Source organism: Paenibacillus rigui (assembly GCF_002234615.1).
Taxonomy (GTDB): Bacteria; Bacillota; Bacilli; order Paenibacillales; family NBRC-103111; genus Paenibacillus_S; species Paenibacillus_S rigui.
On sequence record NZ_NMQW01000005.1, the window covers coordinates 120724 to 136080 of the forward strand.

Consider the following 15357-nt stretch of genomic DNA (forward strand, 5'->3'; position numbering starts at 1 on the left):
TACTTATCGCTCAATTGATATGATTTCTTATAGGAGTATCATAACGCTTCAGCGCAAAGTTTGAATGAAGATCCGATGAAATTATGATGAAGGTCTGATGAAGAATAGAGAATTCCAGGCTGCCATGCCCTATTGCGCCCAACAAACAGCCTTAACCTTTCGGCACCCACCAGTTCCATTGCCCGAGCAGCTTCATCAAAGACGGCACCACCATCAGCCGGATCAGCGTAGCGTCGATCATGATGGCAGTGGCAATGCCGATCCCCAGCTGCCTCACACCGATCACGTCGCCGAAGGCAAAAGGGACGGTAACAGCTATCATCATGGCCGCCGCCGATGTGATGATCCGGCTGGTCGATACAAGGCCCTCGCGGACTGCGAGGTCATTATCGCCGGTTTGCCGGTAAGCCTCCGCCATGCGCGCCAGCAAAAACACACCGTAATCCATGCTGATTCCGAATACCAGGCCGAATATAAATATAGGAATCATCACGGCGATTCTACCGGGCTCCAGGCCGGGCAGCTCCTGCTGAAAAATCCATGTCAGCACGCCGAAGGCGGCTCCCAGGCTGAGAAAATTCATCATTAAGGCTTTGATCGGGAGAAGGACCGAACGAAAAGCGAGGAACAGAACCATATAATTGCCGATGATGATAAATAAAAGCACACTGCCCGCATGACCTGTTATCGCATCGAATATTTCCTGCTGGTATTTAACCTCTCCGCCCAATCGGTAAGTCAACGCGGAGCCGTTCATCTCATAGGGCCCGTCTCGCACCCACGCCATTGCTGCCTTGGAATCCGGCTTTCCCTGCAGCGTTACTTGAATGAGCATCCGGTGAGGCGGAACATAAGGCGCAATGGCCTGCTGGTGCTGCGGACCGGAGGCAAGCACTGCAAGCTGCTTCGACTTCAGCATGCCGAGGGATGAGAACACCGAGTCCACCCGGAGCACCCCGGGGTCTCGCTCCAGCCGCTGCACGAAAGCGTAAGCCTCCCGCCAATGCCGCGGCTCCAAGGCCTGCCCTGAAGCCGTCTCTGCAAGCACATAGACCCGAGACGATTCCGGGGGCTGAAAGTTCTTTTGAAAGGCCTCCATCGCCTGTCGGGATACGCTCCTGTCAGGTAAGGATGAGGCATCGGGAATAGCCAGCTCCATCCGGGCCAAGGGAAGCAAGCAAGCGAGCAGCAGCAGGCAGGCCATCGCCAATATGCATTTGGGGCGCCGCATGACGAAGTCGGCCCAGATCGCCCAATGCTTCTTGCTCCGCTCCACGGGCCGCCGGCGCAGCTCTGCTTCAAGCACCGGGCCGAGCAGCACCAGCAGCGAAGGAAGAAGGGTCAGCGCGATCAGCGCAGACAGGGCGGTCACAACCATAGCCCCTAACGCAACCGTTGTAAAGATAGGCAGCGGTATCCATAGCAGGCCGACCAGCCCCAGCATAACACAGCAGGCGGACACCGCTACCGCCTTGCCTGCCGTCCGCATCGTCATGGCCATCGCTTGGTTCACCATGGCCGGCGCACGGCGCAGCTCCTCACGAAACCGGCTGACCATCATCAAAGCGAAATCAATACCGAGCGCCAGCCCTGCCATCGGTATAACGTTCAGGACAAAATGAGAAAGCTCCACCCGGGTCCCTATTCCATACATGATCCCCATCGTTCCCGCAACGGCTGCAACCCCTGTAACGACAGGAATCGCAGCAGCCCGCAGCCCCCCGAAAGCGAACCATAATATCAAAAATGCCACCGGAAGCCCGATCAGCTCCGCTTGCTTTAAATCATGCTCGCTGGACCGGTTCACTTCCTCCTGAACGACAGCTTGGCCTGTCAGGGTCACGGCTATGTCCGGCGACGGGGGCAGTTTTTGCTGCAACGCTTTGAGCACCGGCTTCATTTGATACGGCTTCTGCTCAAAGGAAAGCAGCGCGTAGGCGTAACGGCCGGCCAGCATGCCCTGCTGCTCAAGCGGAGATTGAATGGCAGACAATCCCTTGATGTCTGCAGCTTGGGTCAATGTCTGTGCAATGTGCTGCCGGAAGACCGCATCGGAGACGGTCCGCTTTTTCTCGAACATGACGATAACCGGGCTATGGGACATTCGAAAATCCGCCGACATCGTCTTCTCTACATAGGCATAATCCCCACCTGTTGGGGTTAAGCCATGGTCTTTCAAGACGTCAGGAAGCTTCCATGCATGGAAACCGAACCCAATGAAAAAAGCGATCCATAACAACAGGATCGTTCTTGGATAGCGAAGGGAAATGAAGGTTAACCACCGGAACCCCATGCTCATCCTCCACTCCGCCGCCTAACGGCCGGTATCTTTCAGACGGGTTGCATGAACCAGACGCTGCACCAGCTGCGGCGCCCATTTCGCCGTCCGCATCAACCAGCCCGACAGCAGCGGCATATCTCCCACCGTATGAAGAATGCGTCCCCATCGCAGAGGACCGCTGCATTCCCGCTTCATCGACAGGGTATACATTTGCCTCCATTCATCCAGGGTGAGCCGTCCGCCCAGATACCCATCGGCAAGCTTGGCGCAAAGCAAAGCGGAGCGCAGCGCCATCGACATGCCGTCACCGCAAAGCGGCGGCACCATCAGTGCAGCATCCCCTACGTGAGCGCAATCCCCCCATGGGACCGGCCTGCGGCTGAGGCGGATCGGGGCGACCGCAGCCTGGGTGCCTGGAACCGGAACCGCGCCGAAGAGCCTCTCCTTAAGCGGAGGACTGTATCTTCCCGCGTGCATCAATATGCCGAGGATGGACTTGTCCTTGTCCTCCTCCGGGAGCCTATCCTGCTTCAACAGCGCGCATACGTTCAGCTTCCCTTCCGCAACAGGAGAGATGCCTACATAGCCGCCAGGGACAAAATACAGCTCCACAGCAGGGTCTGCCGCCGTTCCGGTAAAATGGGATTTGACACCGACATAGACAGCACCCTGTCTTGAATTCATGCTCCGCGAAGAAGATAAAGACGAGGATCCCATCCGCGGATTCGTCCCCCAGGCGGCAACCACGGCCCTCGCCTGCATTCTCCTCGTTTGGCCTCCCTGTCTTGTTTCCAGCTCAACCCCCACGCCATGCAGGGGGGTCATCGAGGTGACGGTCGTTCCCGTCAGCACCTCGACCCCCGCCTGCGAGGCCGCCCGGTGCAGCGCGGTGTCCAGAACGAGGCGGCTTACGCCAAGCCCGGCGCCCGGCAGTGGAATATCCAAACGTGTGCCTCCACGCAGGACGAGACTGGCTTGCTCAACGCTTCGCGGTTGAAGCTCTTGCACCGCTTCAAGCAGACCCAGCTCGTCCAGTATCCCTTGAGATTCCGGGGACAAAAACTCCCCGCATACTTTATGGCGGGGGAACGTCTGACGATCGACAAGCACGGTCCGCCACCCCAGATCGGCCATCGCTTTTGCCAGACTGCTGCCGGCCAGCCCTGCGCCGATGACCGCGATGTCATGTATGCGCATCGTCTTCAGCTCCGATCACGACCGAATATCGAAACATCGGTCTCCAGGACCAATAAAAAAAATCGGCCTGCAAAGCATCCCGAAGCTGCTGCCAGTCGGCTCCGGTAAATCCTTTGGCTACAGACAACGGTCCGTCGTGACGGATATACCGGTTTCTGGACATCAAGTGCGTCACGACCCAGACTGCGGACCACGCCAGCCAATGGCGGTGAATATCGCCGAGCACGACGCCGAGCCGGGAGGCTCTGCGCATAGCTTCGACGGCACCGACCAGCTCCCCCGCCTCGAAATGATGCGCAAGCTGCGTTGCTGTAACGATGTCCGCCGAACCGGCGTCCAACGCATACAAATCGCCGCAGGCCACCTGCACCCGCGGTTCGTCCGCGTAATACAGCTTCGCCTCTGCACAAGCTTCCTTCGTTTTATCTACCAATACGATGGTGAGGTCAAAACCTAAGCCGTCCGCCCACCGGAGCAGCTTGCGGTTCACGTCCCCGGAGCCGGAGCCGACATCGAGAACGGTCAGCTTCCGGGGCTTGCCGGCCCTTGCCCACAGCAGTCTGACTCCATGCAGTGTCGGTGCGGCCGCAGCGAATAGCCTGTTTAATCTCCGAAGCTGACGCAGCGCCTCCGTCAGCTCCGGCCCCCCTGACGAGAAATCGTCCATCAGCTCGGGACGTACCGATCTATCCTTCAGCGCCGATTCAAACATAGGCGTCCTCGACCCTCTCTTCCGGCACCACGGCTTCGCCGGATACGTAGCGAAACCGGAGCAGCTCCGCTGTAAGCCCCGGCCCGAACGCCATTGCGATCCCTTCTTCCGCCCGAATGTCTCTCTCTATCAACTGACTGCGCATTTGCTGCAGCACGAAGAGGATCGTGGCTGAGGACAAATTACCGTACCGCATCAGCACGGTTCGGCTCGGATCCACCTGTTCATCCGACAGCCCGAAGCTCGCCTGAACGGCATCGACGATGCCTTTGCCTCCCGGATGGATGGCCCACAGCTTCGGCAGCGGCTCGTCCGCGAACCAACCCTCAATTTGAGGCGGAATCAGCTCTTCGATCCGACGGGGAATTGACGGTGACAAATACAAGTTAAAGCCATGGTTGCCGACCTCCCATACCATCTCCTCGGCATACTCGGGCATCAGAACGGAACGGTCGTCCCCTAGCAGAAACATGCTTCGGTCAGCCTTGCTGCCGCTGGAGCCGGCTACGACGCATGCGGATGCCCCGTCCCCGAAAAAGGAAGCGGCATACAGATCCTCCCGCTTCGCGGACGATTGCATATGCAGCGTACATAATTCCACACAGACAACAAGCACCCTGGCAGCGGAATCCAGCCTTATCAAGTGCTGCGCCAGGCAGACCCCCTTCAGCCCTGCAGCGCATCCGAGAAAATTAAACGGGATACGCTGCACACGGCGAGACAGTCCCAAGCTCTCGGTGATCACGGCGTCCAGCCCGGGAAGAAACTGCCCCGTGCAGCTCACCGTGATCAAATGGGTGATGCCGGCTGGCTCCACGCCCGCATCCGCCAAGGCGCTGCGTGCCGCTTCCAGGCCCAGCGGCACGGCTTCGCGGCGGTATACGGCCATGCGCTCGGCCGTCGTCGGCACGGCATCTGCCGGCGTACCGGGTGAGTAGCGGCAGCCCGCCGCCGGCTCCAAAAGCTCCGGCAAGCAGGTATAGCGGGAGTCGACCCCGCACTGCTTGAAGATCCGTTTGGCCCACCGCATCGAATCCGGGTGCTCCTGCAGCGCTTCGGCGATTCGTGCCGCCGTTTCGCCCTGATCCATACGGAAAGGCGGTAAGGCCGTACCTATTCCTATTATAGCCGCTCTTCCGGCTCCAATTTCCATGGTTAGCTCCCCCCTCTTCATCCAACTGGCCTTCCTCTTGAGACACAACAAAAGAATGGCGGTTAAGACAAGTGTATTCCTTGTCCTGTCAGGATATGAATACAAGGAGCAGCGGCCTCCCCTGTGCATGCAGCAGCATATCATTCATTCCAAGGAACAGCGGGACTCGCTGAAAAAAAACAGCTCTTTCCCTGAAGGTAGGCAAAAGAGCTGCTTCTCAAGTTTCTTCTTTTATACCTTGCTGGCTTCCCGTATCGTGGCCAGAGGCTTTTTGGCGGGTCCCTCCAGTACTTCCCCCTGATACGAGTATCTCGATCCGTGACACGGGCAATCCCAGGTCCTCTCCCCGTCGTTCCATTCCACCTCGCAGCCCATATGGGTGCATGTCGTATCGACCAAATGCAGCTGCCCGTGCGAGTCCCGGTAAGCCCCCGCTCTTTTCCCGTTCACCCTCACGACGGCCCCCTCGTCTTTGCCCAGCTCTGCCGGGTCTCGGCTCACCATCTCCAGCTTTCCCTGGATCAAATGCTTGGCCACATCCGCGTTCTCAACTGCAAAGTTGCGCAGGCTCGGGTCGGCATGAAACCGGGACGGACGAAACAGGTCGGTATATGGGCTTGCGATCCCGGAGATTTGTTTATCGAGCAGCAAGGCCGCCGCAACGCTCGTCGTCATCCCCCACTTTTTGTACCCCGTTGCAATAAAAATGTTCGGAGTGTCCGAAGCCGCGGGACCGATATAAGGAAGCTTGTCCAACGTGATCAAATCCTGCGCCGACCAACGGTAACCGATTTCCCGAATGCCAAAATGCTGCTCCCCGAACGATTGCAGCGCCTCATAGTGCTTGATCGTACAGATCCCTTGGCCTGTCTGGTGATTCTCCCCGCCAAGGATCAGGAAATCTTCGCCGTTCACCTTGACCGTCCGCAAAGATCGCTTCGGGTCTCCAGCGCTGAGATACATCCCTTTGGGCAGGGCCGCACTCGCTTTCACGGCTATGGCATACGACCGTTCCGGATGCATTCTTGCAAAATAAAACCCGCCTGCCCCGTAGAACGGATAATGTGTACTCGAAACGACATGCTTGGCATGAACCTTATGTCCCTGACGGGTGACCACGACCGGATGGCTTCCTTCCTCTACGGTCATCGCTTCCGTCTGCTCATAGATGCGAACCCCTCTTCGCTTGAGCTCCTCCACCAGTACCGTAAGAAAAGCTAGCGGGTGATACTGCGCCTGATGATGCATCACGACGGCGCCTTTGGTCGGATAAGGCAGCTGGATTTGCTCAACGTAGGAGCCGGGAATCCCTAGCCTTCGGTAGGCTTCGGCCTCCTTGACAATCTTCGCCTGATCCGCCTCTGAAGCCGCATAAATGTAGGCGTCCTCCTCGGAAAGCTCGCACGAAATGCCGTGCTCCCGGATCGTGCCCTTGATCCACTCAAGCGCTTCGATGTTGGCCTCGTAATAAAACCGGGTCTGCTCCTCGCCGAAATGGGACAGGAATTCATCATAGATCAAATCGTGCTGGGCCGTAATTTTGGCTGTCGTATGCCCTGTCGTACCGGTCAGCAGATGCCCCGCTTCCAGCAGCGCAACCTGAACCCCGCGTTTGGCCAATAGATAAGCGGTGACAATACCGGTCATGCCGGCACCGACCACGGCCACCTCCGTATGGATATCCTCCGAAAGTGCCGGAAAGTCCGAAATTTCAGTCGAAGCCAGCCAGTATGATTGCGGAACAACAGGAAGCTCGGACGTAGTATTCTGTGGTTGTGTCATCTTGCTTTCTCCTTCATTCATTTCATGATTTGCATAATATAACCAGCGCTCGCTCCGTTTATCCAAAGCTTTAACGCTATTTTGATTTCCTTTCATCCTATTTTGACTTGTTGTACCGAAATCCGTTTTTTCCATGCCAAACGATGTATAATGAAAAAATCATTTTGCCCAATGGAGGCTTTACATCATGAATCAGTGGAATTTGCCTGTAACTCACAACTTGCTTCAAACCAAACAAGAGCTGCTCCTTGCATTTCAGCAGCTTAGCGAGCCTTTACTGCCTTATTACAGCGAGGGCCGCGCACATCTCTATGTCGGCTGGACAGGAGCGAGCTACCCGGACAAAACGGCCGGGATGGAAGGCTTCTCCCGCGTGCTGTGGGGACTGATTCCGGCGCTTGCCGGAGGAGGCTCCTCCGATTTATGGCCGCTGTACGTACAGGGGATCAGAAATGGGACGAACCCTGAGCACGACGAATATTGGGGAGAGGTCATCGATTACGATCAGAAAGCTGTGGAAATGGCCGCCTTCGGCTTTGCTTTGGCGCTGCTTTCGGACAAGCTGAAGGAGGAGCTTACGGAAGCGGAATTTCAGCGTCTTTTTGCATGGCTGAATCAAATTACAAGCCGCAAGCTTTGGGATTGCAATTGGCTGTTTTTCCGGGTGATGGTTCAAATGGGCTTCAAAAAGGCAGGGCTGCCCTATGACCGGGAAGCCACCGAGCAGACGCTCGACGAAATCGAACGCTTCTATCTGGCCGATGGCTGGTATGCCGACGGCATCAACGGGCACAGCGATTACTACGTTCCTTTCGCGCTGCACTATTACGGATTGCTGTATGCGAAGCTCATGGAGACGGAGGATCCGCATCGCTCCAGCTTGTATAAAGAACGCGCCGCTTCGTTTGCCGGCTCGTTCATTCACTGGTTCGCCGAGGACGGCTCGGCTCTGCCTTACGGGCGGAGCCTGGCTTACCGCTTTTCCCAATCTGCTTTCTGGAGCGCCCTTGTGTATGCCGGCGTAGAGCCCTTCCCTCCCGGCGTCATGAAAGGATTGATTCTGCGCAACCTTCGCTGGTGGTTCCAGCAGCCGATCTTTCAAGCAGATGGGACGCTGACGATCGGGTACGCCTATCCGAATCTGATTATGGCCGAAAATTACAATGCCCCAGGCTCGCCCTACTGGGCGATGAAAACGTTCCTTCCGCTCGCCCTCCCGGATGAGCACCCGTTTTGGCAGGCAGAGGAGCTTCCTCTTCCGCAGTTGGACAAGCTGAATATTCAGCGGCCCGCCCATCTGGTGCTGTGCCGGGATGAGGCAAGCGCCCATGTGCTTGCGTTTAATACCGGTCACGCGTCTTCAAATGAGCACACGCATACGTCGGCCAAATATGAGAAATTCGTTTACTCGACGTTGTTCGGCTTTAGTGTGCCTCGGGCTGAATGGGGACTCGCGCAGGGAGCCTTCGATTCCATGCTCGCGCTTTCCGAAGGGGACAATCTGTATCGGGTGAAGCGTCGGTGCGAGGAGACGTCCATCGACGAAAACGGATGCCTGTACACCTGCTGGAAGCCCTGGCATGATGTCGAGGTTCGCACCTGGCTGCTTCCGGGTACGCCATGGCATGTGCGGATTCATCACATCCAATCCCATCGTCGCCTGCAGGCTGCAGATGGCGGCTTCGCTCTAGGTGTGGACCAAGGCCGAGCCGGCACCGGTGAATTACACATGGAGCAGGCGGACGAGGCTCTGCGGGTCTCCAATCTGCTCGGATCCAGCGGGATCCGATTATTGTACGGTGCGGGACGGATCGAGTCGATCCAGCCTCATTCCAATACGAATCTGATGCATCCCCGTACGGTCATTCCGACCGTTACCACGCAGTTTGAGCCGGGCTCGCACTGGCTCGTGACAGCGGTGTATGGCGAGCCTGCCGGAGAAGGCAGCACAGAGCAAAACCGTTGGAACGACTGCCCTCAGCTCCGCAAGGACGGCGAGGAGCTGGTTATTACGGCTGGACTAACTGACGAGCCTGCCTTCAGGATCAAGCTGTAATTCATTTTCCAATAAGGATACGCGGCTTCGCCGTCGTTCAAGGTGGCATGCGTTTGACAAGGCAGACGAGGGTTGAGAACCTTATACTTTCATATCAACGCACAAAAAAGCTTAGCAGGCACTTGCGCCAGCTAAGCTTTTTTTCTTCATATCAGGGTGACCGAAAGCTCATGCTTACGGAACAGCTCCACCATCACGGAACGGGCCTCCGCCTCGTCCGGACCATGGATTTGCAGCTCGTATTGCTGATTACTGAGCAGCGTAATACTTAGGCCCAGTATACTTTTCACATCAATGTGCCGGTTGTCCACCTTCAAAACAATGCTCGATTGAAATTGGTTGGCTGCCTGATTAATTTCTACGATGACTCTTGTCGGCAATCCGCTCATGCTTCTATCTCCTTATATCAGGCTTTCCCTTTCCTCATTCCTCACCGGACGGAAACGCCCATTTTTTTATAAAGACGAATGCTCCCATTCGCCCTGTACCTGCTGCTCCCTCTGCTTCTTCTCGATGATTTTCCCGAGAATCATTACCATCACACCCAGCACCACCGGGATTCCGGTATGAAGCACCGGATGCATCGATTCCGTCAGCTGCGAAATTTGACTGTCGCCCAGGATCATTTCCCCGGCCGTGTAGCCGAGCAAGCCTACGCCAAGCAGGATGATAAAGCGAAACCGGTTCATCAAGGTCATCAGCAGCTTGCTGCCCCAGATGATCAGCGGAATACTGAAGGCAAGGCCCAGACCGATCAATACATAATTGCCTCCGGCCGCACCCGCTACAGCCAGTACATTATCCAGGCTCATGACCAGGTCGGCAATCATAATCGTCTTGATCGCCGCACCCAGATGAGAGCTCGATTCCAGCTTGCCCTCGTCCTCCTCGTTCTTCATCAGCTTGAAGGCAATCCACAGAAGCAGAATCCCTCCGGCGAACTGAACAAAAGGAATCTGCAGCAGCCATACGGCTGCAAAGGTTAAGACAACACGCAGCACGATCGCACCGAAGCTGCCGAAAAAGATCGCCTTTTTCTGCTGCTCTTGAGGCAGGTTGCGGCAGGCCAGAGCGATGACAACTGCGTTGTCACCGCTCAGTACAATATTAATGAGTATAATTTTGACAAGTCCTACGAACAGCCATTCGATGTCCATCGTTTATCCTTCCTCGTTAACCAGCACGTTTTTGCCTCTCATTTTGAGAATGAGCGGGATCGTAATCCACAATACGCCGATGATCAGGAACACGAGCGAAACGGGCTTTTGCAGGAAAATCATGAAATCGCCGTTGGAGATCGTCAGAGCTCGGCGCATGTTGTTCTCCATCATCGGACCGAGAATTAGTCCCAAGACAAGCGGTGCCAGCGGGAAATCGTTTTTGGCGAGAACGTAGCCGACGATGCCGCAGCCCATAATCAGCAGCAGGTCAAAGGTTGAATACTGCACGGCATATACACCGAATACCGAGAACACGATAATGAGCGGAATCAAATATTTTGTCGGTGTCTCGATGACCTTGGCGAACACTTTGACCAGCGGCATGTTGAGAATAAGCAGCATCAGGTTGCCGACGAACATACTCGCGATAACTCCCCAGGCCAGCTGCGGGTGATCCTGGAACAGCAATGGACCCGGCTGCACATTGTACATAATGAAAGCCCCCATCAGAATCGCCGTTGTCCCGGAGGACGGAATACCGAGACTGAGCAGCGGAATCATCGCTCCGCCGGAAGCCGCGTTGTTCGCCGATTCGGGCGAAGCCACGCCTTCAATAGCGCCTTTACCGAACTTTTCCGGATTTTTGCTCAGCTTCTTCTCCACAATATATGCAAAGAAGGAAGCAAGAATGGCACCTGCGCCAGGCAAAAGCCCAATAAAAAATCCAAGCACGGAACCGCGGGCGATCGGCGCTGCGCTGTCCTTCAAATCCTTCTTCGTCGGGAGAATGCGATGGATCTTGGCAATCTCGCCGTCATTGCTTTCTTTTTCCAAAATGGTCTTGAACACTTCGCCTACCGCGAAGGTTCCGACAGCGACCGTCAAAAACTCGAGACCCTGGTACAACTCAGGAATATCGAAGGTAAATCTTCCTACACCCGATACGCTATCGATCCCGATGGTGGCGAGCAGCAAGCCGAACGCCGTCATCATCAATGCCTTGACCATCGATTTGCCGGCCAAGCCGCTGATCGCGAGCAGTCCAAGCACCATCAGTGAAAAATATTCCGCAGGTCCGAATTTGATCGCAATAGCGGATAACGGACGCGCCAGGAAAATGAGTCCGATCAAAGAGACAATCCCCGCCGCGAACGACCCGATGGCCGAAATCGCCAGCGCCGCTCCGGCTCTGCCCTGCTTCGCCATTTGGTAGCCGTCCAATGTAGTGACGACGGAAGAAGATTCACCCGGCGTGTTCAGCAGGATAGAGGTCGTCGAACCTCCGTACATCGCGCCGTAATAAACCCCGGCCAACAAAATAATAGAGCTTGTGGCCGCTTCTTCGGGGCTTAATCCGCTGGTCATTGTCGCCGTGATCGGAATCAGCAGCGCAACCCCGCTCATCGGACCGATGCCCGGCAGGACACCGACAACCGTTCCGATCAAGACGCCGAAGAAAACGAACACTAAGTTGTGCCATTGCATCGCTGTGCCTAAACCATGAAGTAAATATTCGAACGTGCTCAATTTCTAAACCTCCTGAGAGTCTTGCCGGTAGCAAAACTTACTTCGTACAACGTGGGCTTACGATAAGCCGAGCCAAGCCGGGAAGCCCGGAAGAGAACCATCCAGCACATAAACGTACAAATAATATACGCCCCCGGAGAAGCAGGCCGAGATCAAGAGGGACGCTCCCACGCGCCCTCTTTGCATCGTTTGAAAGCCGATCAGCAAAAATAAAAAGGTCGAAAGGACAAAGCCGATATCTTCAAGAAAATAAGCGTACAAGACGGCGGATACGAAAATGATACCGAACCGCTTGTAATCCAGCGCTTCCTTCTTGCGGCCTTCGGCCTGCTGCTGTTGCTGCTGCTTGCGGAACGTCTCGTAAATGAGCCGAAGGCTCATCAAGGCCAGGAACACGCCTAGGACCATCGGAAAAATGTTGGCCCCGACATTGCTGCCGTAGGCGCTGGTCGAGATGCTTCGGCTCCCGACCACGAACGCTGCGCCAATAGCCAGGAACACGATGCCGGCATAACGGTCAAACGTTTTATTCATGGAAGACCCTCTCCTTATTTCTGCATCCCCAAAGCTGTCAAGATGTCTTTCACTTGCGTTTCTTGGGAAGCGAGGTACGTTTTGAAATCATCCGATTTTTTGTATTCAGTCTCCCAGTTATTCGCTTGAACTTCTTTCTTCCATTGATCGGACTCGACCATTTTCTTCAAGGTTTCATCCCAGTACTTTTTCGCATCCGCACTCATTTCCTTCGGACCAAACACACCGCGCCAGATCAGGAACTCTGCATCCACACCCTGTTCCTTCATCGTCGGAACATCCTTCATGCTTCCGCCGAGACGTTGCGGAGCCGCTACCGCCAACACTTTGATTTTGCCGGCCTTCAAATATTGATCCAACGAGGAAGCGTCCGTACCGAGTACATCGGCATTTCCGCCCAGCAAAGCAGTGATCGCTTCGCCGCCTCCATCATAGGACAAATATTTCACCTTCTTCGGATCAATGCCGAATTTGAAGGCAGGAAGAATCGAAACCAGATGATCCATCGAGCCCGGAGCAGAACCGCCGGCTACCGTAATTTTCGAAGGATCCGCCTTCATGTCGTTCAGCAGCGACTTCAAGTCGTTGTACTTGGAGTTAGCGGCCACCGCGATAGCTCCATAATCTTTGGTCAATTGCGCCAGCGGCGTCGTATCTTTGTAGCCGAAAGGCGTGTTGCCTTCTTTTTTCAAGTTATTGATCAAAATCGGCGGCGAGTTGACGAACAGCTTGTAATTGTCCTTGGAATCCTTGGTCGCATATTCGGCCATGAACACCGTACCGCCGCCGCCCGGCTTGTTCTCTACCGTCATTGGCTTATCGACCGCCTTCGTTTCAGACAGCACTTTGGCAATCGTACGGGCCGTCATATCCCATCCGCCGCCGGCGCCTGAAGGAGCTACGAGCGTCAGCGCTTTCTCCGGATACTTGCTCGCGGATGCGGCTGTTCCCGCTTCCTTTCCTTTATCTCCGCCGGATGCAGCAGGCTTGGAGCCGCCGCCGGCACTGCCACAGGCTGCCAAGCTGATAGCCAAAACACCAATAGAAGTCACTTTCAAGGACTTAGTTAACAAATGAGTAAACAATGAGAACCCCTCCATCTATAATCTGTTATTTTTGTATCCGCTTTCTTTAGAGCGCTTTCAGAATACCACCTGAATAAAATTTATAGAAGTTTAACAAAATTAGTTGGATTAAAACGGTTGTGGGCATTTTGTTCATATTGTTCACGGCATATGCCTCCTCCTTCCGCTCATAATGATAGCGCTTTATGTTACAATCTTGATGAATTCCTTCATGCGGCTTTTGCCGCAGCAAACTGATTCACATAAGCGGGGTGCCCTAGACAATGCGGCTGCAGACCAAGCTCATTCTCATCATTTGTTCCTTACTTTCGCTAGTCATCGTCAGCCTTGGAGGCATATTTTATTACGTCACCACGTCCGTTCTGGAGGATCAAATCGGCACGCGGGCGCTCAAGGTCGCCGAGACCATGGCCATTATGCCCGAAATCCGGCAGGCGTTCGACGATCCGAATCCGTCCGCCATCATCCAGCCTATTGCAGAGCACATCCGCGAAAAGATCGACGCCGAATACATCGTTGTCGGCAACAAGGAGGGCATCCGGTATTCCCACCCGATTCCGGATCGGATCGGCAAAGAGATGGTCGGCGGGGATAACGGTCCCGTCCTTGAGGGGCAATCGATTATTTCCCGGGCCGTCGGCTCGATGGGACCCTCCTTGCGCGGGAAGGCGCCTGTCTTCGGAAGCAACGGCGAGGTGGTCGGTATCATCTCCGTCGGATTCTTGCTTGAAGATATCAATCAGATTACAGACAGCTATCAGTCCAATATCGAATGGATTACGCTCATCGTCCTGGCCGTCGGTTTGGTCGGAGCGGTGCTGATCGCCCGGAACGTCCGCCGCTCCATCCATGGCCTGGAGCCCGAAGAAATCGGTGCCCTGTATACCGAGAAGCAGGCCATTCTGGAATCGATCCGGGAAGGCATTATCGCCGTCAGCCGCAAAGGCACCATCACGATGGCCAACCGCTATGCGCTGCAGCTGTTGGGCTTGCCGGAGCATGAGAGCATTACAGGGCGCCATATTGAAGAAGTCATTCCGAACACACGGCTGCTGGAGGTCGTTCGTACGGGGAAAGCGGAATTCGATCACGAAATGCTGATTGGCGACCATGAGGTCATCGTCAACCGGGTACCGATAACGGATATGAATACTCAGGTGACGGGGGCCGTATCCAGCTTCCGCAACAAATCGGAATTGTTTCGCCTGGCCGAGGAATTGTCTCAAGTGAAACGGTTCGCCGATGCCCTGCGGGCGCAAACTCATGAATTTTCAAACAAGCTGTACGTCATTTCCGGCTTGATTCAGCTGGAATCGTATCAGGAGGCCGTCGAGCTGATCTCACGCGAGGCCGACGTGCATCAAAATTTCGTGCAGTTCATTATGCGTGAAATTCCGGACCCGATGCTTGGCGGTCTGCTCATCGGCAAGTATAATCATGCGCAGGAATTAAAGCTGCAGTTCGAAATCGATCCCGAAAGCTCGTTCCGGGACATTCCCGAGCAAGTTGACCGCAACCTGCTCATAACCATCATCGGGAATCTGATCGATAATGCGATGGATGCCGTCCTGGCCTGCGATCCCGCACCGGATCGCCACGTCAAGCTGTTCCTGACGGATCTGGGGGAGGATTTGATCATTGAATGCGAGGACAACGGCATCGGCATTCCGGACGAGGCGGGCAGCGTCGTGTTTACCAAAGGGTTCTCGACCAAGGAAGGTGAGCACCGTGGCATCGGACTATCGCTCGTCCAGCACGCCGTGGGGAAGCTGAACGGCTACATTACGTTTCATAAAAATCCGAGCGGAGGCACGATCTTCACCGTGGCCATACCGAAAAATCAGCATCACATGGAGAAGGAGCAATAAGC

Annotated in this window: 12 protein-coding genes; 2 read left to right on the forward strand and 10 right to left on the reverse strand. The window is 55.3% G+C overall.

Features of this window, described 5'->3' with window-relative positions; all coding sequences use genetic code 11:
* Nucleotides 1-151 precede the first annotated feature (151 nt).
* The 5 genes from CF651_RS05050 to CF651_RS05070 all read right to left on the reverse strand — a co-directional run bounded on the left by CF651_RS05050 (nt 152) and on the right by CF651_RS05070 (nt 7125).
* Nucleotides 152-2293 carry an MMPL family transporter gene (locus CF651_RS05050; RefSeq protein ID WP_094013766.1) on the reverse strand — a complete coding sequence of 714 codons (2142 nt, stop codon included), beginning with the start codon at nt 2291-2293 and terminating at the stop codon, nt 152-154.
* A 21-nt stretch (nt 2294-2314) separates the two neighbouring features.
* Nucleotides 2315-3478 carry an NAD(P)/FAD-dependent oxidoreductase gene (locus CF651_RS05055; protein ID WP_094013767.1) on the reverse strand — a complete coding sequence of 388 codons (1164 nt, stop codon included), beginning with the start codon at nt 3476-3478 and terminating at the stop codon, nt 2315-2317.
* The gene (locus CF651_RS05060; protein WP_094013768.1) at nt 3465-4190 is read right to left on the reverse strand and encodes a methyltransferase domain-containing protein; all 726 of its coding nucleotides are present in this window, start codon (nt 4188-4190) and stop codon (nt 3465-3467) included. Before CF651_RS05060 ends, CF651_RS05055 begins: the two co-directional genes overlap by 14 nt.
* A complete protein-coding gene (locus CF651_RS05065) occupies nt 4183-5343 on the reverse strand; it encodes a type III polyketide synthase (protein WP_094013769.1) in 1161 nt (386 codons plus the stop codon). Before CF651_RS05065 ends, CF651_RS05060 begins: the two co-directional genes overlap by 8 nt.
* A gap of 231 nt (nt 5344-5574) precedes the next feature.
* Nucleotides 5575-7125, reverse strand: coding sequence for an FAD-dependent oxidoreductase (locus CF651_RS05070; protein WP_094013821.1), 1551 nt, complete (start codon nt 7123-7125; stop codon nt 5575-5577).
* 187 nt (nt 7126-7312) lie between these two features.
* Here CF651_RS05070 and CF651_RS05075 point away from each other — a divergent pair, with 187 nt between their 5' ends.
* Nucleotides 7313-9181, forward strand: a complete 1869-nt coding sequence (locus CF651_RS05075) for a DUF2264 domain-containing protein (RefSeq protein ID WP_094013770.1) — start codon at nt 7313-7315, stop codon at nt 9179-9181.
* A 146-nt stretch (nt 9182-9327) separates the two neighbouring features.
* On the opposite strand, the gene CF651_RS05080 is transcribed toward CF651_RS05075, so the two are convergent.
* The 5 genes from CF651_RS05080 to CF651_RS05100 form a co-directional block, all read right to left on the reverse strand.
* Complete coding sequence (locus CF651_RS05080) at nt 9328-9570, reverse strand: HPr family phosphocarrier protein (protein ID WP_094013771.1); 243 nt, start codon at nt 9568-9570, stop codon at nt 9328-9330.
* Nucleotides 9571-9636: 66 nt separating this feature from the next.
* The gene (locus tag CF651_RS05085; protein ID WP_094013772.1) at nt 9637-10338 is read right to left on the reverse strand and encodes a TerC family protein; all 702 of its coding nucleotides are present in this window, start codon (nt 10336-10338) and stop codon (nt 9637-9639) included.
* A gap of 3 nt (nt 10339-10341) precedes the next feature.
* Nucleotides 10342-11868, reverse strand: coding sequence for a tripartite tricarboxylate transporter permease (locus tag CF651_RS05090; protein WP_094013773.1), 1527 nt, complete (start codon nt 11866-11868; stop codon nt 10342-10344).
* Between the two features lie 57 nt (nt 11869-11925).
* A complete protein-coding gene (locus CF651_RS05095; RefSeq protein ID WP_094013774.1) occupies nt 11926-12402 on the reverse strand; it encodes a tripartite tricarboxylate transporter TctB family protein in 477 nt (158 codons plus the stop codon).
* 14 nt (nt 12403-12416) lie between these two features.
* Nucleotides 12417-13487: a Bug family tripartite tricarboxylate transporter substrate binding protein gene (locus CF651_RS05100; RefSeq protein WP_094013775.1), complete on the reverse strand. Its 1071-nt coding sequence runs from the start codon at nt 13485-13487 to the stop codon at nt 12417-12419.
* Nucleotides 13488-13750: 263 nt separating this feature from the next.
* On the opposite strand from CF651_RS05100, the gene CF651_RS05105 reads away from it, so the two are divergent.
* Complete coding sequence (locus CF651_RS05105; protein WP_094013776.1) at nt 13751-15355, forward strand: ATP-binding protein; 1605 nt, start codon at nt 13751-13753, stop codon at nt 15353-15355.
* Nucleotides 15356-15357: the final 2 nt, after the last annotated feature.